Source organism: uncultured Xylophilus sp. (genome assembly GCA_913776965.1).
GTDB lineage: Bacteria > Pseudomonadota > Gammaproteobacteria > Burkholderiales > Burkholderiaceae_C > Xylophilus.
This window is the reverse complement of sequence record CAJYQL010000090.1, coordinates 1-22,068: the sequence shown is the minus strand read 5'-3', so window position 1 is coordinate 22,068 and position 22,068 is coordinate 1. Positions and strand designations below refer to the sequence as shown.

Sequence of the window (22,068 nt, the reverse complement as noted above, 5' to 3'; positions counted from 1 at the left end):
ATCGACGGGCTGGACAAGATCCAGCAGCTCGCTGCCACGGAAACCGTGGCGGACCTGCAGTCGGCGCGCACGCGGGGCGCGCTGGGCGAGATCGAGGCGCTCGAGCAGGTGGCGGCCGCCGAGATCGCGTCACTGCGCGCCACGAAGGTGTCGCAGGAGGAGAAGCTGGCCATCTACCTGAAGATGGACAAGGGCACCAAGAGTGCCGCGGCCGAGCGCGCCAAGATCGCCGAGCAGGACGAGAAGATCGCCTCCCGCGAGAAGCAGCTGAATCGGGACCTGCAGGACCTGTATGCGTCCAGCAGCGCGGAAATCGAGAAGCGCTACGAGTCGCGCCTGCAGGAGACCGCCGCCGCCCAGCAGTCGGTGCGCGACCTAGAGTTCGAGGCCTCGACCATCGGCAAGACCGCCGCGGAGGTGCGCAAGCTGGAACTGGCGCGCGCCGACGAGCTGGCGCGCCAGAAGGAAAAGCGCGCCGAGACCCTGGCATCCATCCCCGGCTACGAAGCCGAGGCCGAAGAACTGCGCAAGCAGGCCGCGCTGATCCGCGAGATCGCCGGCCGGAAGGGCCAGAACGCGATCGCCCAGGAGGCCGCGGCCGAGTGGAAGACCTTCACCACCTCGCTCTACAACGGCCTGACCGATAGCCTTTTCCGCTCGTTCGAGGCCGGCGGCAAGTTCTTCTCGACGTTCTGGCAGGGCGTGAAGAACACCCTGAAGACCACTGTCCTGAAATTCGCGATCCAGGGCGTCTTGGGTGTCGCCGGCTCGGCTGTAGGGCTCGGGAACGCGGTGGCTGGTGCGCCCGGGTCCAGTGCGATGGGTCTGCTCAACACGGGCAGCAACCTCTACAGCGCCTACAACGGCGTCAATACCGCCTACACCCTCGGGTCGCAGGTCGCCGGCGGCAGCATGTCGGTCGCCAACGCCGCCGGCACTATCTACGGCAACGCCACCGGCGCCGGGCTCGACGGCCTGCTCGCCGCGAATGGCGCGTATGGCACTGCGGGCAGCGGCTTCATGAGCACGATCGTGCAGGCTGCTCCCTGGGTGGCCGCGGCAGCCGTTGCCCTCAACGCCTTCGGCGCCTTCCGCTCCGAGACCATCAGCGACACCGGCATCCGCGGCACGCTGGGCAAGGGCAGTACCTCGCTCGAGAATTTCACCGAGTGGCGCGAGGGCGGAACGCTGTTCGACGGCTCCAGCTACACCCGCCGCTACAGCGACATCGCCGCCGGCCAGGAAGCGGCCATCGGCAAAGCCGTCGACGCCGTCTACGCGAGCGTGGGCGAGCAGGTCAAGGCGCTGGGCTTCAGCGCGGCCAACATCGATGCCTACACCCAGGCCATCGACCTGTCGACCAAGGGCCTCAACGCCGAGCAGGCGCAGGCCAAGTACGCTGCCGAGTTCCAGCGGCTGGCCGACAACCTGACCAATCAGGTGATCGGGACCGTCGAAGAGTCTTTCGTGAACATCACGGTGTCGGGCCGCGGCCTGACCGAGCAGCTGGAGTCGATCGCCTCGGGCATCCGCGGCATGGATGGCGTCACCGACGCGATGGTCTCCGGGCTGGTGGACTTCTCGGCCGTCTACGGGCAGGTCCGCAAGCTGACCGCCGAGCAGACCACGGCACTGCAGGCCCAGCTCGACGCGCTCGCCGCGGTGCTGCCGGCCGGCTCCCTGTTCGCCGGCACCGTCGACGAGATCCGCAAGTCCATCGAGGCGAGCGGCGCCACCGGCACGCGGATGGTGTCGGTCCTCACGCAGTACGCGAAAGAGGGAGAGACCACCAGCCAAACGCTCGGCCGCATGGGCACCGCGCTGATGCAGGTCAACGGCCTGCTGGTCCAACTGCACGGCACCGCGCTGGCGCTGTCGCTCGCCAGCGGCGATGCCGCCTCCAAGCTGCTCGATGCGGCCGGCGGCGTCGACAACCTCGCCGCGCTCTCGAGGGGCTACTACGACGCGATCACGTCAGACGCGCAGAAGCAGGCCGATGCACTGGCCCGCGTCGGCGCCGTCATCAATGCGGCCGGCTTCAACCTGGGCGTCGAGCGCACGCCGGACGCGCTCAAGGCGGAGTACGACCGGGTGCGCCTCGCGCAGGACCTGAGCACCGAGTCGGGCCGCAGGCTCTACCTGCAGCTGCTCCAGACCGCGCCCGAATTCGCAGAGCTGGCCGACCAGCTGTACGGCGCCACGGTCGCCGCCACCTCTTCAGCGGTAGCCGAGACCGACCTGGCCGCCCGGCGCGCGGCCCAGCTCGACACCCTGCGCAAGGTAGAGGCGGCCGCGCAGGGCACGACGGCGCAGGCGCTCGCCGGCGTGGAGCGTGCGGTGGCCGCCGAGCGGACGGCCGCGTCGGCGATCTTCGACGCACGGGCAGCGGCCGCATCCACAGCTATCGACACGATCAGCGCATCGGTCGGCCGGCTTTCCAGCGCGAGCAGCAAGCTGCGTTCGGTGGTCGCCCAGTTCACCACCGATCAGACCCTCGGCCTGACCCGTGCGGAGGCGAGCGGCCAGCTGTCGGCCGCCCTGGCCGCCGCCCGCGCCGGCGCCACGGTGGACGCCGACAAGATCGGCAATGCCCTGTCGGTGATTGCGCGCTCGGGCGCCGGCCAGTACACCAGCTTCGTCGACTACGCCCGCGACTTCGACGAGCAGGCGGCCAAGGTCGGCGAGCTCGCCAACCTGACCGACGCGCAGCTGTCCGTAGAAGAGCGCAGCTTGGATATCGCCCGCGACCAGCTGAAGGCGATCGAGGCCGCCCGGCGCGACGAGATGGCGCGGCTCGACGGCATCCTCGAATCGGCGAAGGCCCAGGTCGATGCGATCAACGGGCTGAACACCTCGACCCTGTCAGTGATCAGTGCGCTGTCCACCCTGGCGGCGGCCCTACAGGCCCAGCAGGTGGCGAAGCAGGCCGTCGTGAAGGCGGGCGGTGCGACCAACCCAGGTATCACCGGCGCCGACATTCGCGACTACGTCTACAACGGCGCCGACCGCACGGTGAGCGAGAACGCCTGGTACATGGACGTCTACAACCGGGCGGTGGCCGAGGGCGTCGGCAGCGCCCAGCTGGCCGACGCCATGAAGGACGCCGGCTGGACCCAGCAGACCATCCTCGACTGGACGGCCTCGCAGGGTCTGAAGCCATTCGCCGCCGGCGGCGCGTTCGCGCACGGCGTGGTCAGCAGCCCGACGGCCTTCGACATGGGTCTGATGGGCGAGGCAGGCCCGGAGGCGATCCTGCCGCTCGCGAACGTGGGCGGTCGGCTGGGCGTCCGGTCGCTGGGCGGCGCCGGCGTGGACCTCAGCGCCCTGGTCGAAGAGATGCGCGAGCTGCGTGCCGACGTGGTGGCGGCCGTGCAGCTGCTGCGTGCGGCTAACAGTGCGGAGAACCTGGGCATCGCGCAGGCGCTGAACCGCACGGAATTCATCCTCAAGAAGTTCGACGTCGCCGGCATGCCGCCGGTGCGCCAACCGGTGGCCACCCCATGAGCGCGCGCATCGTTCCCCGCATCGCCATCATCAACGCCATGCTGGTCTCGACCAACGTCGACGGCACCGGCGACCCGGCCGCCTACGCCGCCGGCACGACCTACGGACAGGACACGGCCGCGGTGCCCGTCATGGTGCAGGACCCGGTCACGCACCTGGTCTACCGCTCGCGGGTGGCCAACAACACCGGTAACACGCCCGCCACCTCGCCGACACAGTGGCAGGTGGTCGGCTTCACCAACGCCTGGCGGATGTTCGGCACCCGCACCAGCGTGCAGACCGCCCGCGCCGAGGTGATCGACGTGCAGCTCAAGGTCGGCGAGCCGATCGATTCGCTCACGCTGCTTAATACCGACGCGACCCTGGTGCAGGTCACCCAGACCGATCCGGTCGACGGCGTGGTGTTCGACACCACATACTTGATGGTCGATACCGAGGTGGCGGACTACGACGAGTATTTCTTCAGCCCTGTCGTTACCCGCGACCGGTTGCTGGTGACGGGCCTGGCGCCGTATGCCAGCAGCACGATCCGCCTGCAGATCAAGAAACCCGGCGGCACCGCGGCCTGTGCGGCGTGCTTGGTGGGCCTGAGCCAGTACGCCGGTCAGGCGAAGTGGGGGATCGAGATGGGCATCGACGACTTCAGCCTGAAGAACGTCAGCCAGTACGGCGAGGCCGCGCTGCAGCCCGGCGACTACGCCGACAACCTGAACCTGACCGCGTACGTGCCGAGGGCCCGCAGCACCGCCTTCGCCGCGCTGCTGAAGCGCCAACGCGCCAAGCCGCTGCTGATCGTCGGCGACGACACGCTGCCCGACACGGCCCTCTACGGCTGGATCGAGAGCTGGCGCCGCACCTTCGAGTACCTGCAAGAAGACGTCTACACCCTGTCGTTCAAAGGACTGACCTGATGCCATTCACCAATCCCCCCAGTCCGCCGCCTGAAGCACCCGCGGCACCCGTGCGCGGCACCGCGCCTTTCGCCGCGCGCGTAGACGCCTTCCTCGGCTTCATTACCCAGTTGCGCGCCTGGCTGGCCGGGTTCGTCACCTGGGCCAACACCAACCTGACCGAGCTGTGGGCCGTATACCAGGACGTGACAAACAAGGCCGGGCAGGTCAATTCCGACGCCCAAGCGGCGGCAGCATCAGCGCTCGCGGCCACGAATACCGTGGGCGACTTCCCGAAGCGGTACCTCGGTCCAAAGGCGGCCGACCCGACGACCGACAACGCGGGTCAGCCGCTGGCCGTCGGGGCGCTCTACTGGAACACGCCGACCGGCCAACTGCGTGCATGGAGCGGCGCCGCCTGGGCGGTGAGCTATCTACCTGTCGGCGACTACCTGACCAAGGCGGGCGGGACGCTCACGGGTGCGCTCAACGAGGCCCGAGGTGCCAGCATCCCCAGCGCGGCCACACTCGACCTCAACGCCGCGACGGGCAATTTCTTGCACATCACCGGCACCAATGCCGTGACGGCCGTCACGCTCGCACCTGGCGCTGCGCGGACCGTAATCTTCGACGCTGCGCTGCCCCTCACGCACAGCGCGACCCTGCAGCTGCCTGGCCTGGCCAATATCGTGACGGCGCCCGGTGATCGGGCAACCTTCCGGGGCGACTCGGGCGGCGTGGTGCACTGCATCTACGACCGGTTGGACGGTAAGCCGATTGTGGGCAGCAGTGCCGGTTATATGCGTGCAGCACATCAGTTGCCCACGGGAAGTTATGGCGGCACGGGGGTAAACGGCGGCATCCGCACGATAAATACGGTTCTTGAAAATAGTATCGCCGGCGCCTCTCTGTCGTCGAATCAAATATTTCTCCCGGCTGGAGCTTATCGTGTATCGGTAAATGTGTGCGCATCTGCAACGGCGGCACGCATTATGTCGGTCTTGTTCAACGAGTCAGACAACGTTAAGTTGCTCGACGGTACGAGTGTTGTCAGTGTTCAAAATGCTGAAGTAAACGCGTGGGGTCAGATTGTCGGAAGGTTTACCCTCAATGCGGGGAAGTACGTAAGCGTACGGACATACGCGCAATATCCCCAACAAAGCACCGGAGAAAATGGCTGGGCATCAAATCGCGGCTCGCTGCCTGAAACCTATCTAACTATCGAAATTGAAAAGGCGGCCTGACATGCAATACGTCCTTATCGAAGCGGGCGTTGTCATACAGCGCCAGCCGAATACCGAAGAGGGATTTGTGGAAGCGCCTGACGCCGTGATTTGCGGATGGGTGTGGAACGGTTCCGAATTCACTCCGCCTCCACTGCCGGAACTTACGCTTCCCGAACTGCAAGCCGCGCTCGCCGCAGCGGCCACGGCCCGCCGGTGGGAGGTGGAAACCGGCGGCATCGTTCTGCCTAACGGCGCCCGCATCAACACCGCGCGCAGCGATCAGGACGCGATCACGCGGGTGGTCGCCAACGCGGCCGAGGCCGGGATCGAGTCCTTCGACTTCAAGTCCGCCAGCGGGTGGCTGTCGCTTACGCTGGAGCAGTTGCGTGGCATCGCATCGGCCGTGGCCCGGCACGTCCAGGCGTGCTACGGCCGCGAGCGTGCACACCATGAGGCAATCGCAGCCCTGCAGACGGCCGAGGACGCCGAGGGTTACGACGTCGGCACCGGCTGGCCGTCCAACACCGAGGCGACCAGCTGATGCAGCCGCGCTACTGGCACACCCGGCTGCTGCTCGCGCTGTCGGTGCTGGTGTCGATCTACATCTGCTGGCGCGAGCCCGACAGCCTCGGACATCGGATCATCGTCCGCAGCGGCTCCGAAGGCTGGATCTGCGTGGCCGCGCTGGCGGCCGTCGCCCTGGCTGCGCTCGCCGACATCTTCGTCAACGACATCCTGCCCGCGCGGGTGACCCTCTGCGCCGTCATGAGCCGCCGCCACCTGGTCTACATGGCGATGGCCGTCGGCCTGATGAGCCTTTGCTACGTGGTCGCCGACGAAGAGGGCTGGACCGAGCTCCTCCTGCACTACGGCCTGCTCGCCGCCTTCTCGGCCCACATCGCCTTCACCGATCTCTTCCACCGTCACCGAGGTGCCTGCGCATGAGCCTGTCCGACTTCCTCCGCGCACGCCTGTCGACGTCGACGAGTGCGCAGCTGACCGCGCCGCATCTGCGCACGACCCTATGGCTGCTGCTGGCCCTCCTGTGGCTGCCGGTGCTTGCCATCGCAGCGCCCGCCGCCGGCGGTTCGCTGGACCTGGCGGTGCGGGTGTCGCCCGCGCTGATCGCGGTGAGCGTGCTGCTGTCGAGCCTGTCGGGCGCGACCGCGCTCGTGATCCGCATCGATCGTGAGCTCTCGGCCGCACCGGACAAGCCGCTGCCGCGGCCGCTGCTCTTCTGTGCCGCCCACATGCTGGGCAGCTGGCTCGCCGGCACCCTGGCCTTCATCACTGCGCAGCAGCAGGTGATGGACGTGTGGCTCGGCCTCGGCCTGGTCATCGTCGCCAGCTTCATTGGCGCGAAGTTCGTCGAGGGCGCGGCCGAGCGTTACCTCGCCCGCGTGCCAGGCCTGCCCGTCATCCCGCCCGCCACCCCCACCAATGGAGACACCGCACCGTGAAGCTGACCGAGCACTTCACCCTGGCAGAGCTGAGCGCCAGCGGCAAGGCCCAGACGCTGGGCATCGACAACACGCCCGAGCAGGCGATCGTGCCGCGGTTGATCCGCACGGCCGAGATGCTGGAGCGGATCCGCGCGACGCTCGGCCGCCCGGTCACCGTCACCAGCGGCTACCGCTGCCCCGAGCTCAACCGCGCCGTCGGCGGCGTCACCAGCAGCGACCACATGCAGGGCCACGCGGCCGACATCGTCTGCCCGGGCTACGGCACGCCGACGCAGATCGCGCGGACGCTGGCGCCTTTGGTGTCGGTGCTCGGCATCGGGCAGCTGATCCTCGAGGGGGTCAAGGGCAAGCAGTGGGTCCACGTCAGCACCCGCGTGCCGTCCGTGCCGTCGAACCGGGTCATCACGATCACCGACCGCGGCACGCAGCTGGGCATCCAGGAGCTCGCGTAATGGGCTGGCCCGAAGCCATCGTCGCTGCGCTGGCGGCCACCGTATTCGGCTGGTACCTGTTCACCGTGGTGCCGATGCTGCCTTACCTGTGGGAGACCGCCAGATGGTGCTGACCGACATTGCAACGGTGCCGGCCCGGTCAGTGCTGGGCGGCTACCTCGTCGGCAGCCTGGCGCTGCTGCTGGGTGTCTCGGTCCTGGCCAACGTGCTGCTGTGGAACCAGCGCGATCGGGCACTGCTCGCTGAGCGCGACCGCGACGCCGCCCGCGCACAGGCCAGCGCCTGCAGCGATGCGACCGCCGACCTGCGCGAGCTAGCCGACCAGCAGATCGCCGCCGGCAAGAAGGCGCGCGCCGAGGCCGCCGCCGCCGGGCGGCAGCTGCAGCAGCGGGCCGACCGCACGCTGTCCACGCCGCCGGCAGATCCTGCCGACCTGTGCGCCAGTACCCAGCGCCTCACCGACGAATGGCTGCAGGAGAGGGTAGGGCGATGAAATCCGCTATCTTTTGTATAGCTGCCTGCGCCCTGCTGGCAGGCTGTGGAGCCACGTTGCAGCGGTTCAACGTGCCGGTGCCCGTCCCGTGCGACACGACGGAGCCGGCCCGGCCGGTGATGGCGACCGAGAGCCTGTCGACCGGCACGCCGGCATTCGAGGTGACGCGCGCAGCGCTGGCCGAGATCGACCGGCGGGAAGCCTACGAGGGCGAGCTGCGAGCGGCGCTGGCCAGTTGTACCAATTTAAGCCGGGCGCAGGTCAAACTACATTGACCTAGTAAATTTAGGGCAAGGCCGGCTACCTCGATTTCAGGGTAGCCGGTCGGTCACTCTGATCAAGCTATAGATGTAGTCTTGCTGCCGTTTCACCACCGACTAATTTAATATGTTCGCTAGCCGATTAAAATAAATGCTGCCGTCCGGCGCTGGCTGGCGTAAAAATAAAAATACTATTTGAACCCGAATAAGGCTTGCGTGCCACCAAGTAGGGTGTCTGTTGGATTTGCAAATACGCCAATGAAGCCCTGTGGTGAGCCCTTCAAAACTCCTGTCCAGGTGTAAGGTGTGCTTGTCGTTGTGGTCATCGTAGATCCGGTAATGGAGCTTCCGATTCTCCAAGTAACGGGCCTATTGGACGTTATTGTCACTGTCTCACCCGATCTAATATATGTAGTTCCTGTCGTCTGCGATGCATTACCCGCTATGGTCAACTCGACTCTCGGAACAATAGTGACTCTGTAAGGCAACTCACCACCGATCAGCGTCGCTACCTCGGTACATGGATCGTTCCTACACAGTATGAGTTTCATCGTTCCAGTGTAAGTGCCGAGCTCTAGGCTGTAGTCGCTGTTAAAGGTCGCAGAGTATTCTCCATCGAAGTTTTTGCCCAAATATATCGTCGCGAAGTTGCTGAATCCCTTGCCGCTGATCGTAATAATTGCATTCGTCAAGTCGTTGGGAATATTTGTTATCGTCGCTTTTACGGTGGTTGATTCCTGTGTATTTCTACTTGCTACAAGGACCAGTTCGGACTTATTAAATGTAATGGAAGATGGTGAGCGTTGACCACCAGCCGGCAAACACCATTCGGGCATGACCGCACAGTTGAAGCCTTGAAGGGTACCCACTCGGTAAATCGTGTTCCTAGTGGCTGGGCCATAGGCATACACGTAGCCATCGAGTGTGCCAACAAAATTTCCGGTAGAAGGGAAGAAACGATATGAAATTCCCGAATAAACACCCTCGGTGTAGTTTCCATTAAATAACTGAGGGTAGCCAACTGGCACCCAAGAAAATAATTGCGAGCTGGTAATAAGAGGGGTCGTTGCAGCCATCGGTTCATTCGTTGACTGCGCCGCAAGAGGAACAAGTGAAGGGGGAAGGGCGTCTACTGTTTCAACTTCAGGCGCAACAACCGTAATGTTGGTTGAAGCTGAGGGACTTCCGCTGTCGCTTCCTCCCCCGCATGCACTTGCTAAAAGGGCAAGAATGAATGAAAGACGACGCAGACCACCGAACAATCGAGACATAGCAACTCCGCTCCTATTTGGCGTGATTGTGTCAGATGGTTACGGTCGTAAAGCGGACGATCGAAGTTGGCGGCCAACCATGCGAAGTTGTCAAAGGTGGTGGCAGCTACGTTAGTGCCCGGCCCGGTCCCCGCGGTTGAATCGTCGACGCAGATCGAAATTAGGCTTGCCCGAATGCCGCTTTTTTGACTGTCAAAAAAGCTCGCCCTGATCGGGCGGTGCCACTGCCGGCGGCTGCGGCCGGGGTGGCTCGGCCGCCGGCGGTGCCATGACCCGGGCCTCGCACCGTCCCAGCCGCACCTCGAACCATGCGACCGAGGAAGTCACCGGGTCCAACCCTTCCAGGCCTTCCGCCCGGGTCTTGCCGGCAGCACCAGCCCAGCGCTTCAGCAGCGCCTGCTCAGCGGCCGACAGCTCCTCGAGCGGCGTCTCGCGGGCAGCTTCGCTGGCATGCATCGCGGCGAGCACCGCCTGCGGCCCGCCTAGCGCGCGCTCGAAGGCGATCCGGAACCGTCGCTCGGCCGCAGCCACTTCATTGACCATCCGCTCGCCCCGCGCGTCGAAGCTTCGCAGGCGGACTGACACCGCACGCCGTGCCTGCAGGTCTTCCTCCTCCAGACCGTAGTCGATGTCGGCGATGAGCCGGCCTTTACGCTCGGCGTGAGCGGCGGCGAGTGCGCGGTAGATCTCCTCGCGGGTGCGCTTCATCGCTGCTTCTCCTGACCTCGGGAGACACACCACCAGGTCTGTTGGTACCGGTCGGCGGCCTGGCTCTTGTAGCTGGAACCGCGCGGGTGTACCTCCCAGCCGGTGAGCAGGAGCCCGCCGTCGATCTTGACCAAGCGGGCGCCGTCAAGGCACGGGATCACGTACTGGTAGTTGGAGTCCGAGAGCGTCGCCAGCATGATGGCGCTCCACCCCGCACGCCGGAAGCGGTTGACAAATCGCAGGTGGCCGACGCGACCATTTGCCCGTACAGCCTCTGTGTCGAGGCGCCGACCTTGGCTGCGCAGGCGGTACACCACCGCATCCATCGCGTGCTCCTCAGAACGGTGCCGGGGAGGTGGTGACGTCGACCGGACCGGGCCCGGAATAGACAAGCGCCAGCGTGTCCTTTCGCCGCACCTGCCAATGCGCGCCGTTCTGGTGAATCACGTACTCTGCGGCCGGCAGGTCGAGGATGTGCGTCTCACGATCGAGGCCGCAGTCGGACAGGCCGACGACGCGGATGTGAGGGTTGGTCAGGAGGGTAGGGTGGCGATCAACAGCGGCTTCCATCGCAGCACCCTCGCATCAGCCCAGCCGGATCACGAAGTAGACGGCGTCCGCCTCTTCGCCCAGGCCGCGCAGGCCGGCATCCCGGGCCGTCTGTGCCGCCTTGATCCAGCGGGTGGCCGCGTTGGCCGTCTCGCTACTGATCTCCGACGCATCGGCATCGGCTGCTTCGCACCATGCGCCGTACGCGCGCGACACGTCCTCCGGTCCACCGAGCAACCGTTCCAGCTCCGCACAGTAGCGCGTCTCGGCTTTGATCCGCGCGTCGGCCGGCAGGCCGTGCACATCGCAGAGGGTCACGGTGTAGAGGGTGGTGTCGAGGGCATCCATGGTCCAGTTCCAGGCGGTGAGCGGCGAGGGCCGCAGGGTTGAAGTACTGGATAAGCATACAGGCCATGCGGCAGAATCTCGCCCCGAGATCGGGGGCTTTACCTGCCGAGCCCGCGGCGCGCCCGCACTTGCGCTTTGGGACTTGTGCATGGCGCTCCGGTAGCTGAGTCACAATCGGTTGCAGGTAACTGCAACCTTTCAATCAACTCACCGGTGCCCGTGTCATGGCTCTTTCCGCCCTTGAACGACTCAACATTCAGCGGTTCGTCGCGCTATCGCTAAACAGTGCGACGGGTGCAGGACACCTCGAAGCGCTCGGGGCCGTGTTCGAGAACAATGGACGTGACTATCAAGCTCTCGCGCGTCACATAGCGACCACCACGCAATTTCGCTCTATCTACAGCTCTGGAATGAATGCTGCAGATTTTTGCCAGATATTTCTTGCAGGGCTCGGTCTTACTGGAAATGCTGATGCTGCTGCCTTCCTTACTGCGCGTTTTAACTCCGGGCAGAAGCCGGTCGACATCATCTTCGACAGTCTGGTATTTCTGACCAATGCCACCGGCGGCGCTTTGGGGCAGGCTCGTGACGTGGTCTTCAACAAGGCGCTGGTTTCGGACTATTACTCCCAGACTAAAGGAGGAGCGTCAGGCGATTTACTTTCCATGCGCAATATCGTCAAGGACGTTGATTTCAGCGCGGCGAGTGTGGTTGTTGCAAAGCAGATTATTGACGGTTCGCCACTGATACCAGTGCCGACTGAGAGGCCCGCTCCGACCGTCACAAAGACTTTGACCAAGGCGGCGGGGGAAGTGATCACTGGAGGATCATCCTCCGATTTTTTCAACGCCACAATCAGTCAGGATGCGTCGACCTCCACGTTAAACATCAACGATCTTATTGATGGTGGCGACAACACCGATGTTTTGAGCATCACCCTTTCAGGCAGGATCGACATCCAGGGAGTGGTTCCATCCGCCTTCACTGTCAAAAACGTAGAAGTCGTTAACCTCATACATACCAATGACAGCGGATCGGGGTCGTCGAGTCTTTTGAATTCAGCCACCTATTCGGGGGTTAAGGAACTGTGGCAAACGGACAACGATGGTAACTTTTCCCAATTCGCGGATGTTTCGTTGACATCAGGGGTGAGTGCAGGATTTCGAAGCACAGGCCGTCCGGACGCGGTATCAGCAAATGTGAAAATCGCCCAAGCCAACGTCGGGCAGCAGACAAGCGTGATCCTTGAGGGAATGGGCGATACCCGAATTACCTTCATGTCCACCGGCGTTAAGGAAATTACCGGTAGTGTTGCGCAAGGCCGTTCAGTGAGCGTTTCGGACGCTACTGCCAACACTGAAATTAAAGTTGGGCTCACCTCAAGTGGAAGTCTTTCCGTTTCATCGGCGGCGTTGACTACGCTTGATCTTTCTGCCTCCACTGGCGGATTGAGTGTTGAGCTCGGGTTTTTGAATAATCTAAAAACTTTCAAGGGTGGTTACGGCGCGGACAATATCACCATGATGACGACAAAGCCTACAAAATCTATCAATATAGATCTGGGGGCAGGCAACGACACCATACTCGTGGGCGGACTTGCAGAACTAACAGGGTCGTCTCAGTCCTGGATTACGTTAGGTGCCGGCTCTGATACTTTGTCGATCAGCGCTCTCTACAACATTACCGATGCGTCGCCACAGAATTTTCAAAACGGCTTGATTGTCGTGACGGACTTTGACGTCAGAACCGACAAATTAAATTTTTTCGGTGCTAGCAGGGCATTGACAACAGCACAACTCGACAGCATTAAAAGCGAGTCGTCGCTTTATGCAGCAACGCAGGCTGCTGCAAGAATCGCTGATGGGAAGCGCGTGGTTTACAGCTACGGACCCGATGCTTACATATTCTTGGATGGGGGCGGCAGCGGGCTGGGTCAATGGGACGGGCTAATCAAATTAGTGGGAGTAGACGCAACGCAACTGTCACCAGCGGCAGGCAATCTGATTCGCTGATCGTGTGCAGCCACTACCGCACCCCCGAGCAAGCCGTCTTTCGGGGCACTTGGGCCGTCGAAACGCCGTCGCTCTGGACGAAAACCGACATCTGGCCGGGCTACCGTGGCGTGTTCGTGCGGCGGCATCCGCATGCCGACGTGGGCGACGAGGCGGTGCCTCCGCAGGAGGCGCAGGCCGGCATTTTTGGCCTGCTGCCACATTGGTCCAAGGACGAGAGCCTGGCCAAGCGGACCTACAACGCCCGCAGTGAAACGGTCGCCGAGAAGCCCAGCTTCCGCGATGCATGGCGGAAGGCCCAGCACTGCATCATCCCGGCCGCGTCGATCTACGAACCGGACTGGCGTTCAGGCAAGGCGGTGCCGACGCGGATCGAGCGCGCCGACGGCGTCGATCTCGGCATCGCCGGCCTGTGGGAGAGCTGGCGAAACCCGGCCGGCGAGCTGGTCTACAGCTACACGATGCTCACGATTAACGCCGACGAGCATCCGCTCATGAAGCATTACCACCGGCCCGGCGATGAGAAGCGCATGGTCGTGATCCTGCCGCGGCGGCTGTACGACCCGTGGCTCGATGCGACGGCTGACCAGTCGATGGACTTCATGCGGCCGTTTCCTGCCGACCGCCTACAGGCCCACGCCGAGTCGCGGCAGCCGAAGTCGACAGGTTGAATCCAGGCGCGCCTCTGGAATCACGGCTCGGACTCTGGAGAGGCGGTGTCCGCTGCCGAAAGTGCATCCCCGTCTACATAGAGCAGGAGCGCAGGCAGCTCGATCTGCAGGGATTCGAACTCGCGTTGGGCGACGTATTCGGGCGGGAATTCCGAATCGGTCCGGTACAAGTTGTCTGCCCATCGCACCGTTTCTTCTACCGGCAGGCGGCCTAGTGACAGTCCCCTGATCGCTCGCAGAAATGCATGACACCAGTCGCCGTAGTTCGGGCGCTGCGCGTCTTCTCCAGCATCGATAGGTTGCGCCAATGCAGAACCCTACAGATTAGTGCGCAACGTTCGCCAGCAGATCGGGACCACCGCGCGCAACGAACGCCCGGTAGTCGATCGGCTTCAGGCTGTGCGGCCCGTCGTCGTTCGACATCCAGTACGCCCAACTGCGCTGCTCGGATGGCACGTAAACGACCTTCCAGGTGGCGGCCGGTACCCAGACCTTCCCCGCCCCAATCGTCGGCGGCGTGGCGGTGCCGAAGCTCGGACCGGTGTATACGTACACGTCACCGCCGGCGCGCGCGGCGTATTTACGCGTGGCCTGCTCGGCCTGGTTCCAGGCCTTCTGGTTCAGCGTCGGGTGCTGCGGCACCATGTTCGCCAGGCTGAAGCTCTGCGCCTTCGCTGTGGCATTCGGCATGTCGCCGGCCGGCGCCGTGTGGCCGCGGTCGTAACCCGAGTTGCGGTAGTGGTCGAGCGTCGCGCGCCAACGGCTCGGCAGGCGCGCCTCTTCGTAGAACCGGTCCGACCGCGGGATGCCCTGCGCGGCGGCCACGCTGGCGGCGGTCAGCCGCTCTACAACGTAGACCGGCGTCTTGGATCGACCGCTGTAGAGAACGGCGAAGGCGTCGAAGCAGAGCGCGGCCGGCTCGGCTGCTGCGACTGCCGGTGGGCTGCCGCCGGGGAAGTGCTGGCGGCAGGCGGAGAACTGGGCACCTGCAGCCGCCGGCGCCGGTGTGGCCTGGACGGGGGCTGCGGGCGCCTTGGTCGTCGGACTGCAGCCGGTGAGCGCGGTGGATGCGACGCCGAAGGTGACGGCGAAGGCGAGGAGGGCGGAGCGGAGGGTGATGAACCCGCCGGGCGACTTCCGGCGGTTAGTGCGGGCATGCCGCTTCGATTTCATCGGCCACAGGTTAGCAGCACAGACGTTATTCCGGAGCGAACGCTAACTAAGGGTTACGGCTAACAGCGGCGCGCAAAACTTTGGAATTGGCCCGTTGGAAGCCGCTCCAGTGCTACATTCACCGGAACTGTTTTGGAATTTGCGGAGCGGCTGCAACCCGCGCCGGTGCTGGCTTTTCCATCCGGCCTGTCACGCCGGGGGTCGCGGGTTCGAGTCCCGTCCACTCCGCCAAGTTTCCTTCGGGAATTCAAAGGGTTGCATCAGAAACGGTGCAACCCTTTTTGTTTTGTCCTCACGCGGGAGACGCACGATGCGGATCGTCACTGGTGTCGGCTTGCTGTTGGCGCTGCTCGTGGTCGCGCTGCTGGCGCGCCAATCGCTTCGTCGCGACGCATCGCCACCTCCCTCCACGACCTCCCAGTCCGTGGCACCGAATGCCACATCAGCTGCCACGATGGACCAAGCCCGGCAGATGCAGCAGGCGGTGGACGATGCCGCGCGCCATCAGCGAGAGCGGCTGGAGAGCATGGAGCGATGAGCTACCCGACGATGCCGCCGGGTCGGCGAAGTCCGGGTCCGAGCCGTACGGCCGGAGCATCCGATGAGCCTACCGCGGCGCAGGACGCGCATTTCATGCAACTGGCGCTCGCGGAAGCACGCGAGGCAGCGATGGCCGGCGAGGTCCCGGTCGGCGCCGTCGTCGTGCGCGACGGACGCGTCATCGCGCGCGGTCATAACGCGCCGATCTCCGGACACGATCCGACAGCTCACGCGGAAATCGTCGCCCTGCGGGCCGCCGCCGCGGCGCTCGGCAACTACCGGCTCGACGGCTGCACGCTGTATGTAACGCTGGAGCCGTGCACCATGTGCAGCGGCGCGATATTGCATGCACGGCTCGACGCCGTCGTCTACGGCGCAGCCGACGCCCGGACCGGTGCGGCGGGCTCGGTGCTCGACGTTTTCGCGGACGGCCGGATCAACCACCGCATCACCGTGCGTGGCGGCGTACTGGCCGACCACTGCGCGACTCTCCTTCGGACCTTTTTCGCTGGACGGCGCCAGCAGCAGCGCGCCGTCGCCGAGCCCCTGCGCGACGATGCGCTGCGGCCGCCGGACACCGCCTTCGCGTCGTGGCCCGCGTTGCCCGGGGCGGTGTTCCAGCGGTCGGATCTGCCCGGCTTCGACGGTCTGCGCATGGTCTGGACCGCCGCCGCTCCGGCACCAAACGCTGCAACCGATGCGGTGGCCTGGCTCTGCCTCCACGGCGCCGCCGGCAGCAGCACCGGCTTCGCGGCAGTCGCCCATGCACTCGCGGCAGCCGGTGAGCGGGTGGTGGTGCCGGACCTGATCGGCTTCGGCCGCAGCGACAAGCCCAAGCGCGAAGCGGTCCATACGCCGGAGCGCCACCGCAGTTGGCTGCGCGCCTGGGCCGATGCGGTGCTGCCGCCACGGATTATCCTGGTAGTGCGGCCGGCCGACGATGCCCTGGCCGATGCGCTGGTGCCAGCGCTGGCCGATCGCATCGTGGGCCGCTGGTGTCTGCCCTCGCGCGCACCGCAACCCGAGGATGCTGCCGCGTATCCGGACCGCGGCCATGCCGCCGGCCCGCGTGCCGTCGCGCGCTGGCCGGTCGCGGCCGTCGGCGATCTCCAAGCGTGGTCGGTACTGCTGGCGCCGGTCGGCGATGACGCCCCGGCTCTCGACGCCCAGGTCCGCCACGCTGTGGAATACTTCCGCGCCTGACCTCGCCCGGGCGTCGCACCGGCGCCTGCTGCGGCGACCGACCCGGTCCCGCTACCGAATCCCCATCCTTTCCGAGGCGGCCGCGCCCGCGTGCCGAACCCGTTTTGCTGCACATCCACGACGACACCTGCCACGACGACTGCGGGCACCACCACGACACCGGCACGCCGAAGCACATCTATGTCTACTCGCCTTCGGGCGCGGTGCGCGACAAGGCCGCCTTCCGGCGCGGCGTCGCGCGGCTGCAGGCGCTGGGCCACACGGTGGAGGTCGATGCCGACGCGCTCGCCCGCCACACCCGTTTCGCCGGCGACGACGCGACCCGCATCGCCGCGATCGGCCGTGCTGCCGCGAGCGGTGCCGACGTCGCTTTGATCAGCCGCGGCGGCTACGGCCTGACGCCGCTGCTGCCCGGCATCGACTACAAGGCCGTCGCCCGCGCGGTGCAGCGTGGCACCCGCTTCGTCGGTTTCAGCGACTTCACCGCGTTCCAGAGTGCGCTGTTCGCGAAGACCGGTGCGGTGAGCTGGGCCGGCCCCGCGCTGTGCGGCGACTTCGGCGCCGCAGAGACGCCGGACGACATCATGGAAGCGTGCTTCGACGACCTGCTCGGCGGTCACGGCGAGGGTGCCGGCTGGCGGCTGCCGGCGCCGCGTGCTCCTAAAACCGTAGCTGCAGACGAAGCACCGGCGGGCGCCAAGACCGATTTCTACATCAAGAAGGCGACGCTTTGGGGCGGCAACCTCGCGGTGCTGTCGTCGCTGGTCGGCACGCCCTACCTGCCGCAGGTCGCCGGCGGCGTGCTGTTCCTGGAAGACGTGGGCGAGCATCCGTACCGGATCGAACGCATGCTCACCCAACTGCTGCACGCCGGCGTGCTGGCCCGGCAAAAGGCGATCGTTTTCGGCCAGTTCACCGAGTACGCGACGACGGCGCACGACGGCGGCTTCAAGCTGCAGACGGTGATCGACAGGCTGCGTACGCAGGTCAAGGCGCGGGTCGTCACCGGCCTGCCGTTCGGGCATGTCGCGACCAAGGTGGTGCTGCCGTTCGGTGCAGACGTGTCGCTGTCGGTCGAGGGCCGCGACGCGCTGATCTACTGGGGCCACGTGCACTGACGCGGCCAGGCGGCCCCGCACGCGTCAGGCCGGGCCCTGCGCGATCTCGGTGGCGAGCAGGCGGATGCTGTGCGGCGCCGATCCTTCGGCGTGGTTGCTCACCGTGACGTACGCCGCATGGCCCGCGCGGGCCGTCGCGCCCGCCACCTTCGCCAGCATAGTGCGCGTGTGCAGGTCGGGGTCGAGTATGCGGTCGAACGGCGCGTAGCGCACCTCGGCATCCTCGTAGCCGTAGCGGCCGTTGAGCGGATTCAGGTTCCAGCGGCAGACCAGCGGGCCGGGCCACAGGTCGCGCAGCATCTGCAGCTGGTCGTCGATCGGCGGCATCTTGGCGTGCAGGCCGAGGCAGAACGTGGCGCCTGTGCCCTTCAGCGCGGCCACGAAGGCGGCGCGGTGCGGCGCCGCAATCCAGTCCGGGTCGCGTACCTCCACCGCAACCACCGCGTCGGGCGCCTGCGGTGCCAGCAGCGGGATCGCAGCGAGCAGCGCCTCTAGCCGCGCGATCACTCGTGGGAGATTCCGGCGCAACGTGACCGGGAGCGGGCTCAGCTGGAACACCAGGGCGCCGAGTTTCGGACCGAGCCCTTCTAGCGCCGGGGCCACCAGCGCGTCCAGCGCCAGCGCCGGATCGAGAAAGCTCGGATTCGCCTGCATGCCGCGACCGTCCTCGTGGCGGACCAGCGCATCGGTCACTGCGGCCGGCGCCTTGACGACGAAGCGGAAATCGTGGGGCACCTGCGCCGCGTAGTCGGCGTACTGCGCCACGGTCAACGGGCGGTAGAAGGCGCGGTCCAGGCTGACGGTGCGGAACAGCGGATGCTGCGCGAGCGCCGGCAGCCCGCGGCGGGACAGGGTGGCCTCGGCATACGCGTCATTCCAGACCAGGCCCGCCCAGCCGGGGTAGTTCCAGGACGAGGTGCCGAGCCGCAGCCGGGGCGGCAGCCGGTCGCGTAGCTGCAGGTCGGCGCGGTCGGGCGGGAGCGGCAGCACAGCGTCGACGGCCGGTCGGCGCTTTGCCGGTACCGGCGCCGGGGCCGACGCAGAAGTGGATGCGGCGGCCGCGTTGCCGGGCGCCGCGCTATCCGCCGGCGCAGCGGGAGTGGCTCCGTCGGCAGGCCGCGCGGGATCGGCCGGTCCCGGGGCGGGTAGCTCGTCCTCGGGAAACAGCGAATCCTGCATCAGCGCGCCATCCTCAGCGTGCTACGGCATGCCGGAAAACGCGCGCACCCCCAGAAGGGCGCGCGGCCCGGCCCACCGTCGCGCTCGACCATCTTGGTGCCGCAGCGGGCACAGGTCGGCCGGTGGTAGTCACCCTTGTAGGCCACGTCCAGCAAGGCCTGCTGCTGCGCCGGCGTACGCTCGGCGATCAACCGCAGCAGTCGGGTGCCGTCCAGCGCATTGATTCCGTTGTCGGTCGCGAAGACGAGCGCCTCTGGGGTGAAGATCGAGGTGGTGACGAAGGTGCCGCGGCGCAGTCCGTGCGAAGCCATCACGCCGAAGAATTCGCGCAACTCTTTCACGCCGACCCGCTGGTTCCGCCAATGCTTGCACTGTGCGACGGCGACCGGGCCTTCGGCATGGTCCGAAAACATCCAGATATCCACGCCGCCATCGGCCCCGTGCGACTGTGCGCGGGTGCGGAAGCCGGCCTGCTGGAACAGCGTTTCGCAGACGGCCTCGAAGCGGCGCCACTCGATGGCGGCGAAGACGGCGGGGCTCCAGTGGGCCTGCCGTGGCGGTGGTACCCCTGGCGACGCGGGCGCATCCTTGGCCGCACGCAGGGCGACGACAACATTCTTCGACTGCGGGGCCGTGGTCCGGCCACGCCGGCTCCGCGGCGCAAGGAAGACGAACAGCGCACCGAGCGCAACCGCGCCCCAGCCCAGCGGCCGCAGCGCCTGCAGCGATGGCGCCAGCATCGGCAGCAGGGTCGGCGCGACCAGCAGACCGCCGCCGAGCAGCAGTGCCTGCAGGCCGGCCTGCAGCAGCATCGGCGGGCGCTTCTTGCGCTGACGCGGACGACGTGCCATCAGAGAGTCGGCCATGCTGTCGCGGCTTACTTGTCCTTCACCTTCCCGCGCGGGATCACCGACGTCACCGGCGGCACCGGCCGGTCGGAGACGCTGCCGGTCTTCGGCGGCGAGGTGTCCTTCTTGGGCTTCTTCACCATCTTTTCCTTGCGCTGATCGCCTTTGGCCATGGGATTCCTCTCGGGGTGGTACGGACGGTTGCGGCACGCGGCCGGTGCCGCATGCTACGGCCGCCGGGCGCCGGAGTTGCAAGCACATGCGCGGACACATCCGCCGACAATAGCGGCCCCCGGCGCCTGCCGACCCGTTCCCAGCGAAAGATCTCCCGCCATGGCCATCCAGTGGTTCCCCGGTCACATGCATTTGACGAAAAAGGCGATCGTCGAGCGGGTGAAGGACATCGACGTGGTGATCGAGCTGCTCGACGCCCGCATGCCCGGCTCCAGCGCCAATCCGCTGCTGGCCGAACTGACCGCCGGCCGGCCGTCGCTGAAGGTATTGAACAAGCAGGACGTCGCCGATGCGGTGCGTACGGCGCGCTGGCTCGACCACTACAACGGCCTGCCCGACACCCGCGCGATCCCGCTGGACGCGAGCGAGACAGCGCCCGCGCGGCAGATCGTCGCCGCCTGCCATGCGCTCGCGCCCTCGCGCGGCGGCATGGCCAAGCCGATGCGGGTGCTGATCTGCGGCGTGCCCAACGTCGGCAAGTCCACCCTGATCAACACGCTGACCGGCAGCAAGAAGGCCAAGACCGGCGACGAGGCGGGCATCACGAAGCTGGAGCAGCGGATCGTGCTGGCCGACGACTTCTATCTGTGGGACACGCCCGGCATGCTGTGGCCCCGCATCACCGTGGACCGCAGCGGCTTCAACCTCGCTGCGGGCGGTGCGGTGGGCCGCAACGCCTACGACGAGGAAGAGGTTGCGCTGGAATTCCTGCAGTACGTAAAGGCGCCGTATGCCGACCTGCTGAAGGCCCGCTTCCGGCTGCCGGGCGACGCGGCGCAGATCGCGGCCATGCGCGACGAGGAACTGCTGGAGGCGGTCGGCCGGCTGCGCGGCGCGCTGCAGGGCAAGGGGCGGATCAACCTGCAGAAAGCGGCGGAGATCGTGATCCACGAATTCCGCAGTGCCACGCTGGGCCGCATCACGCTGGAGACGCCCGAGGAGTTCGCCGCCTGGTGGGCCGAGGGCCAGCGCAAGGATGCGGAGCGGCAGGCGAAGAAGGCCGCGCGCAAGGGCGGGCGGGGGAGCCGGGCGGAGCCGGACGCCCCCGGCGCGGAAGCCGCATAGCGGCTGCGCCACGCAAGGGTGCGCCGGCGCCTGCCCGCGCCGTCAGCCGCCGGCGCCGCCGAACACCAACAACAGGTTGTTCGCCGGCATCGTGTGGCGCTGCAGCAGCTGCAGGCCGGCTCTCGCCGCTTCGGCTTCCACGTCCTCGCGGCGGCGAATGCCCCAGGCCGGGTTCCGGCTGCGCAGGTCGGCATCGAAAGCCATGTTGCCGGCGGACGTGGCGACCACGTCTTCGAGGTATGGCCCGTAGGTGACCAGCCGCCCGGTCGCCGCCAGATGGCGCGCCGCGCCCTGCATCAGCCCGGCGCAGGCGGCCCACGGTGCGATGTGCAGCATGTTGGCGCAGTAGACGAGGTCGAACGGCGCATCGAACGGGGGCGCGGCGTCGGCGTCGGGCCACGCGGCCGCGGTGGCGTCCAGCCGCAGCGGCGGCCGCAGGTTCGGCAGCGCCGCCTGCGCGACGCGGGCGGCCAGGCCGGGCAGGGCGCGTGCGTCGGCGTCGGTCGGCTGCCAGTCCCAGCCGGGCAGGGCGGCGGCGAACCACGCCGCGTGCTGGCCGGTGCCGGCGGCGATTTCCAGCGCACGACCGGTCGGCGGCAGCAGGTCCAGGAGCCGGTCCAGGATCGGCTGCTTGTTGCGGTCCGAGGCGGCGCTGGTGGCGAGCGGGGTCATGGCGGGAAGGTGCAATCTAAGAAGGAAAAGTGGCTTTTGCGCAGACGGGTTCTGCGCATCCAGCTATCGAATGCATAGCAAAAGGCCGCCCGGCGGGATGCGGGGCGGCCTCTCGGCGGCGCGCAGCCGGCCGTCGGTCAGGCCGCGGCTCCGGCCGCCGGCGTGATGGCACCGTCGCGCACGTAGTCG

General features: G+C 66.4%; 25 protein-coding genes. 15 read left to right on the top strand and 10 right to left on the bottom strand.

Features of this window, described 5'->3' with window-relative positions; all coding sequences use genetic code 11:
- From QZ500_RS13435 to QZ500_RS13395, 9 genes are all read left to right on the top strand, one after another.
- The coding region (locus QZ500_RS13435; protein ID WP_295855911.1) for a hypothetical protein at positions 1 to 3,504 on the top strand (3,504 nt) is incomplete at its 5' end.
- Positions 3,501 to 4,415: a hypothetical protein gene (locus QZ500_RS13430; protein ID WP_295855910.1), complete on the top strand. Its 915-nt coding sequence runs from the start codon at positions 3,501 to 3,503 to the stop codon at positions 4,413 to 4,415. The genes QZ500_RS13435 and QZ500_RS13430, both read left to right, overlap by 4 nt.
- Complete coding sequence (locus QZ500_RS13425; protein WP_295855909.1) at positions 4,415 to 5,638, top strand: hypothetical protein; 1,224 nt, start codon at positions 4,415 to 4,417, stop codon at positions 5,636 to 5,638. The genes QZ500_RS13430 and QZ500_RS13425 overlap by 1 nt, the downstream gene beginning before the upstream one ends.
- A gap of 1 nt (position 5,639) precedes the next feature.
- A complete protein-coding gene (locus tag QZ500_RS13420; RefSeq protein WP_295855908.1) occupies positions 5,640 to 6,161 on the top strand; it encodes a DUF4376 domain-containing protein in 522 nt (173 codons plus the stop codon).
- Complete coding sequence (locus QZ500_RS13415; RefSeq protein WP_295855907.1) at positions 6,161 to 6,565, top strand: hypothetical protein; 405 nt, start codon at positions 6,161 to 6,163, stop codon at positions 6,563 to 6,565. Before QZ500_RS13420 ends, QZ500_RS13415 begins: the two co-directional genes overlap by 1 nt.
- Positions 6,562 to 7,080 (top strand): hypothetical protein, encoded by a 519-nt coding sequence (locus QZ500_RS13410; protein ID WP_295855906.1) that lies wholly within the window; start codon positions 6,562 to 6,564, stop codon positions 7,078 to 7,080. Before QZ500_RS13415 ends, QZ500_RS13410 begins: the two co-directional genes overlap by 4 nt.
- Positions 7,077 to 7,535, top strand: coding sequence for a D-Ala-D-Ala carboxypeptidase family metallohydrolase (locus QZ500_RS13405; RefSeq protein ID WP_295855905.1), 459 nt, complete (start codon positions 7,077 to 7,079; stop codon positions 7,533 to 7,535). Before QZ500_RS13410 ends, QZ500_RS13405 begins: the two co-directional genes overlap by 4 nt.
- Positions 7,536 to 7,638: 103 nt before the next feature.
- Positions 7,639 to 8,028 (top strand): hypothetical protein, encoded by a 390-nt coding sequence (locus tag QZ500_RS13400; protein WP_295855904.1) that lies wholly within the window; start codon positions 7,639 to 7,641, stop codon positions 8,026 to 8,028.
- Positions 8,025 to 8,303, top strand: a complete 279-nt coding sequence (locus QZ500_RS13395; protein ID WP_295855903.1) for a hypothetical protein — start codon at positions 8,025 to 8,027, stop codon at positions 8,301 to 8,303. The genes QZ500_RS13400 and QZ500_RS13395 overlap by 4 nt, the downstream gene beginning before the upstream one ends.
- Positions 8,304 to 8,479: 176 nt before the next feature.
- Here QZ500_RS13395 and QZ500_RS13390 read toward each other — a convergent pair whose 3' ends face one another.
- The 5 genes from QZ500_RS13390 to QZ500_RS13370 all read right to left on the bottom strand — a co-directional run bounded on the left by QZ500_RS13390 (position 8,480) and on the right by QZ500_RS13370 (position 11,164).
- On the bottom strand, positions 8,480 to 9,559 hold the full coding sequence (locus tag QZ500_RS13390; protein WP_295855902.1) for a hypothetical protein: 1,080 nt from the start codon (positions 9,557 to 9,559) through the stop codon (positions 8,480 to 8,482).
- A 192-nt stretch (positions 9,560 to 9,751) separates the two neighbouring features.
- Positions 9,752 to 10,267: a hypothetical protein gene (locus QZ500_RS13385; RefSeq protein ID WP_295855901.1), complete on the bottom strand. Its 516-nt coding sequence runs from the start codon at positions 10,265 to 10,267 to the stop codon at positions 9,752 to 9,754.
- Positions 10,264 to 10,593: a hypothetical protein gene (locus tag QZ500_RS13380; RefSeq protein WP_295855900.1), complete on the bottom strand. Its 330-nt coding sequence runs from the start codon at positions 10,591 to 10,593 to the stop codon at positions 10,264 to 10,266. The genes QZ500_RS13385 and QZ500_RS13380 overlap by 4 nt, the downstream gene beginning before the upstream one ends.
- 10 nt (positions 10,594 to 10,603) lie before the next feature.
- Positions 10,604 to 10,837: a hypothetical protein gene (locus QZ500_RS13375; RefSeq protein ID WP_295855899.1), complete on the bottom strand. Its 234-nt coding sequence runs from the start codon at positions 10,835 to 10,837 to the stop codon at positions 10,604 to 10,606.
- Between the two features lie 15 nt (positions 10,838 to 10,852).
- Positions 10,853 to 11,164 (bottom strand): hypothetical protein, encoded by a 312-nt coding sequence (locus tag QZ500_RS13370; RefSeq protein WP_295855898.1) that lies wholly within the window; start codon positions 11,162 to 11,164, stop codon positions 10,853 to 10,855.
- 224 nt (positions 11,165 to 11,388) lie between these two features.
- On the opposite strand from QZ500_RS13370, the gene QZ500_RS13365 reads away from it, so the two are divergent.
- On the top strand, positions 11,389 to 13,176 hold the full coding sequence (locus tag QZ500_RS13365) for a hypothetical protein (RefSeq protein WP_295855897.1): 1,788 nt from the start codon (positions 11,389 to 11,391) through the stop codon (positions 13,174 to 13,176).
- 2 nt (positions 13,177 to 13,178) lie between these two features.
- Positions 13,179 to 13,847, top strand: coding sequence for an SOS response-associated peptidase (locus QZ500_RS13360; RefSeq protein WP_295855896.1), 669 nt, complete (start codon positions 13,179 to 13,181; stop codon positions 13,845 to 13,847).
- Between the two features lie 324 nt (positions 13,848 to 14,171).
- Here QZ500_RS13360 and QZ500_RS13355 read toward each other — a convergent pair whose 3' ends face one another.
- Positions 14,172 to 15,020, bottom strand: a complete 849-nt coding sequence (locus QZ500_RS13355; protein ID WP_295855895.1) for a DNA/RNA non-specific endonuclease — start codon at positions 15,018 to 15,020, stop codon at positions 14,172 to 14,174.
- A 310-nt stretch (positions 15,021 to 15,330) separates the two neighbouring features.
- On the opposite strand from QZ500_RS13355, the gene QZ500_RS13350 reads away from it, so the two are divergent.
- The 3 genes from QZ500_RS13350 to QZ500_RS13340 all read left to right on the top strand — a co-directional run bounded on the left by QZ500_RS13350 (position 15,331) and on the right by QZ500_RS13340 (position 17,881).
- Positions 15,331 to 15,558, top strand: a complete 228-nt coding sequence (locus QZ500_RS13350; protein ID WP_295855894.1) for a hypothetical protein — start codon at positions 15,331 to 15,333, stop codon at positions 15,556 to 15,558.
- An 11-nt stretch (positions 15,559 to 15,569) separates the two neighbouring features.
- Positions 15,570 to 16,763 (top strand): tRNA adenosine(34) deaminase TadA, encoded by a 1,194-nt coding sequence (tadA, locus tag QZ500_RS13345; RefSeq protein ID WP_295855913.1) that lies wholly within the window; start codon positions 15,570 to 15,572, stop codon positions 16,761 to 16,763.
- A 113-nt stretch (positions 16,764 to 16,876) separates the two neighbouring features.
- On the top strand, positions 16,877 to 17,881 hold the full coding sequence (locus QZ500_RS13340) for an LD-carboxypeptidase (protein WP_295855912.1): 1,005 nt from the start codon (positions 16,877 to 16,879) through the stop codon (positions 17,879 to 17,881).
- A gap of 24 nt (positions 17,882 to 17,905) precedes the next feature.
- Here the strand turns inward: QZ500_RS13340 and QZ500_RS13335 are convergent, their stop codons facing one another.
- The 3 genes from QZ500_RS13335 to QZ500_RS13325 form a co-directional block, all read right to left on the bottom strand.
- Positions 17,906 to 18,871 carry a DUF72 domain-containing protein gene (locus QZ500_RS13335; RefSeq protein WP_366763163.1) on the bottom strand — a complete coding sequence of 322 codons (966 nt, stop codon included), beginning with the start codon at positions 18,869 to 18,871 and terminating at the stop codon, positions 17,906 to 17,908.
- 188 nt (positions 18,872 to 19,059) lie between these two features.
- On the bottom strand, positions 19,060 to 19,911 hold the full coding sequence (locus tag QZ500_RS13330) for a restriction endonuclease (RefSeq protein ID WP_295855892.1): 852 nt from the start codon (positions 19,909 to 19,911) through the stop codon (positions 19,060 to 19,062).
- Positions 19,912 to 19,937: 26 nt separating this feature from the next.
- A complete protein-coding gene (locus tag QZ500_RS13325; RefSeq protein WP_295855891.1) occupies positions 19,938 to 20,081 on the bottom strand; it encodes a hypothetical protein in 144 nt (47 codons plus the stop codon).
- 160 nt (positions 20,082 to 20,241) lie between these two features.
- On the opposite strand from QZ500_RS13325, the gene ylqF reads away from it, so the two are divergent.
- Entirely contained in the window at positions 20,242 to 21,207 is a 966-nt protein-coding gene (ylqF, locus tag QZ500_RS13320; RefSeq protein ID WP_295855890.1) for a ribosome biogenesis GTPase YlqF, read from the top strand.
- A gap of 42 nt (positions 21,208 to 21,249) precedes the next feature.
- Here the strand turns inward: ylqF and QZ500_RS13315 are convergent, their stop codons facing one another.
- Positions 21,250 to 21,879, bottom strand: a complete 630-nt coding sequence (locus tag QZ500_RS13315; RefSeq protein ID WP_295855889.1) for a DUF938 domain-containing protein — start codon at positions 21,877 to 21,879, stop codon at positions 21,250 to 21,252.
- Positions 21,880 to 22,068: the final 189 nt, after the last annotated feature.

Bases quoted from the DNA above. Each gene is read 5' to 3' on its own strand.
- QZ500_RS13430 (WP_295855910.1), top strand. From the start codon at position 3,501: ATGAGCGCGCGCATCGTTCCCCGCATCGCCATCATCAACGCCATGCTG.
- QZ500_RS13425 (WP_295855909.1), top strand. From the start codon at position 4,415: ATGCCATTCACCAATCCCCCCAGTCCGCCGCCTGAAGCACCCGCGGCA.
- QZ500_RS13420 (WP_295855908.1), top strand. From the start codon at position 5,640: ATGCAATACGTCCTTATCGAAGCGGGCGTTGTCATACAGCGCCAGCCG.
- QZ500_RS13415 (WP_295855907.1), top strand. From the start codon at position 6,161: ATGCAGCCGCGCTACTGGCACACCCGGCTGCTGCTCGCGCTGTCGGTG.
- QZ500_RS13410 (WP_295855906.1), top strand. From the start codon at position 6,562: ATGAGCCTGTCCGACTTCCTCCGCGCACGCCTGTCGACGTCGACGAGT.
- QZ500_RS13400 (WP_295855904.1), top strand. From the start codon at position 7,639: ATGGTGCTGACCGACATTGCAACGGTGCCGGCCCGGTCAGTGCTGGGC.
- QZ500_RS13395 (WP_295855903.1), top strand. From the start codon at position 8,025: ATGAAATCCGCTATCTTTTGTATAGCTGCCTGCGCCCTGCTGGCAGGC.
- QZ500_RS13390 (WP_295855902.1), bottom strand. From the start codon at position 9,559: ATGTCTCGATTGTTCGGTGGTCTGCGTCGTCTTTCATTCATTCTTGCC.
- QZ500_RS13385 (WP_295855901.1), bottom strand. From the start codon at position 10,267: ATGAAGCGCACCCGCGAGGAGATCTACCGCGCACTCGCCGCCGCTCAC.
- QZ500_RS13380 (WP_295855900.1), bottom strand. From the start codon at position 10,593: ATGGATGCGGTGGTGTACCGCCTGCGCAGCCAAGGTCGGCGCCTCGAC.
- QZ500_RS13375 (WP_295855899.1), bottom strand. From the start codon at position 10,837: ATGGAAGCCGCTGTTGATCGCCACCCTACCCTCCTGACCAACCCTCAC.
- QZ500_RS13370 (WP_295855898.1), bottom strand. From the start codon at position 11,164: ATGGATGCCCTCGACACCACCCTCTACACCGTGACCCTCTGCGATGTG.
- QZ500_RS13365 (WP_295855897.1), top strand. From the start codon at position 11,389: ATGGCTCTTTCCGCCCTTGAACGACTCAACATTCAGCGGTTCGTCGCG.
- QZ500_RS13355 (WP_295855895.1), bottom strand. From the start codon at position 15,020: ATGAAATCGAAGCGGCATGCCCGCACTAACCGCCGGAAGTCGCCCGGC.
- QZ500_RS13350 (WP_295855894.1), top strand. From the start codon at position 15,331: ATGCGGATCGTCACTGGTGTCGGCTTGCTGTTGGCGCTGCTCGTGGTC.
- tadA (WP_295855913.1), top strand. From the start codon at position 15,570: ATGCCGCCGGGTCGGCGAAGTCCGGGTCCGAGCCGTACGGCCGGAGCA.
- QZ500_RS13330 (WP_295855892.1), bottom strand. From the start codon at position 19,911: ATGGCACGTCGTCCGCGTCAGCGCAAGAAGCGCCCGCCGATGCTGCTG.
- QZ500_RS13325 (WP_295855891.1), bottom strand. From the start codon at position 20,081: ATGGCCAAAGGCGATCAGCGCAAGGAAAAGATGGTGAAGAAGCCCAAG.
- ylqF (WP_295855890.1), top strand. From the start codon at position 20,242: ATGGCCATCCAGTGGTTCCCCGGTCACATGCATTTGACGAAAAAGGCG.
- QZ500_RS13315 (WP_295855889.1), bottom strand. From the start codon at position 21,879: ATGACCCCGCTCGCCACCAGCGCCGCCTCGGACCGCAACAAGCAGCCG.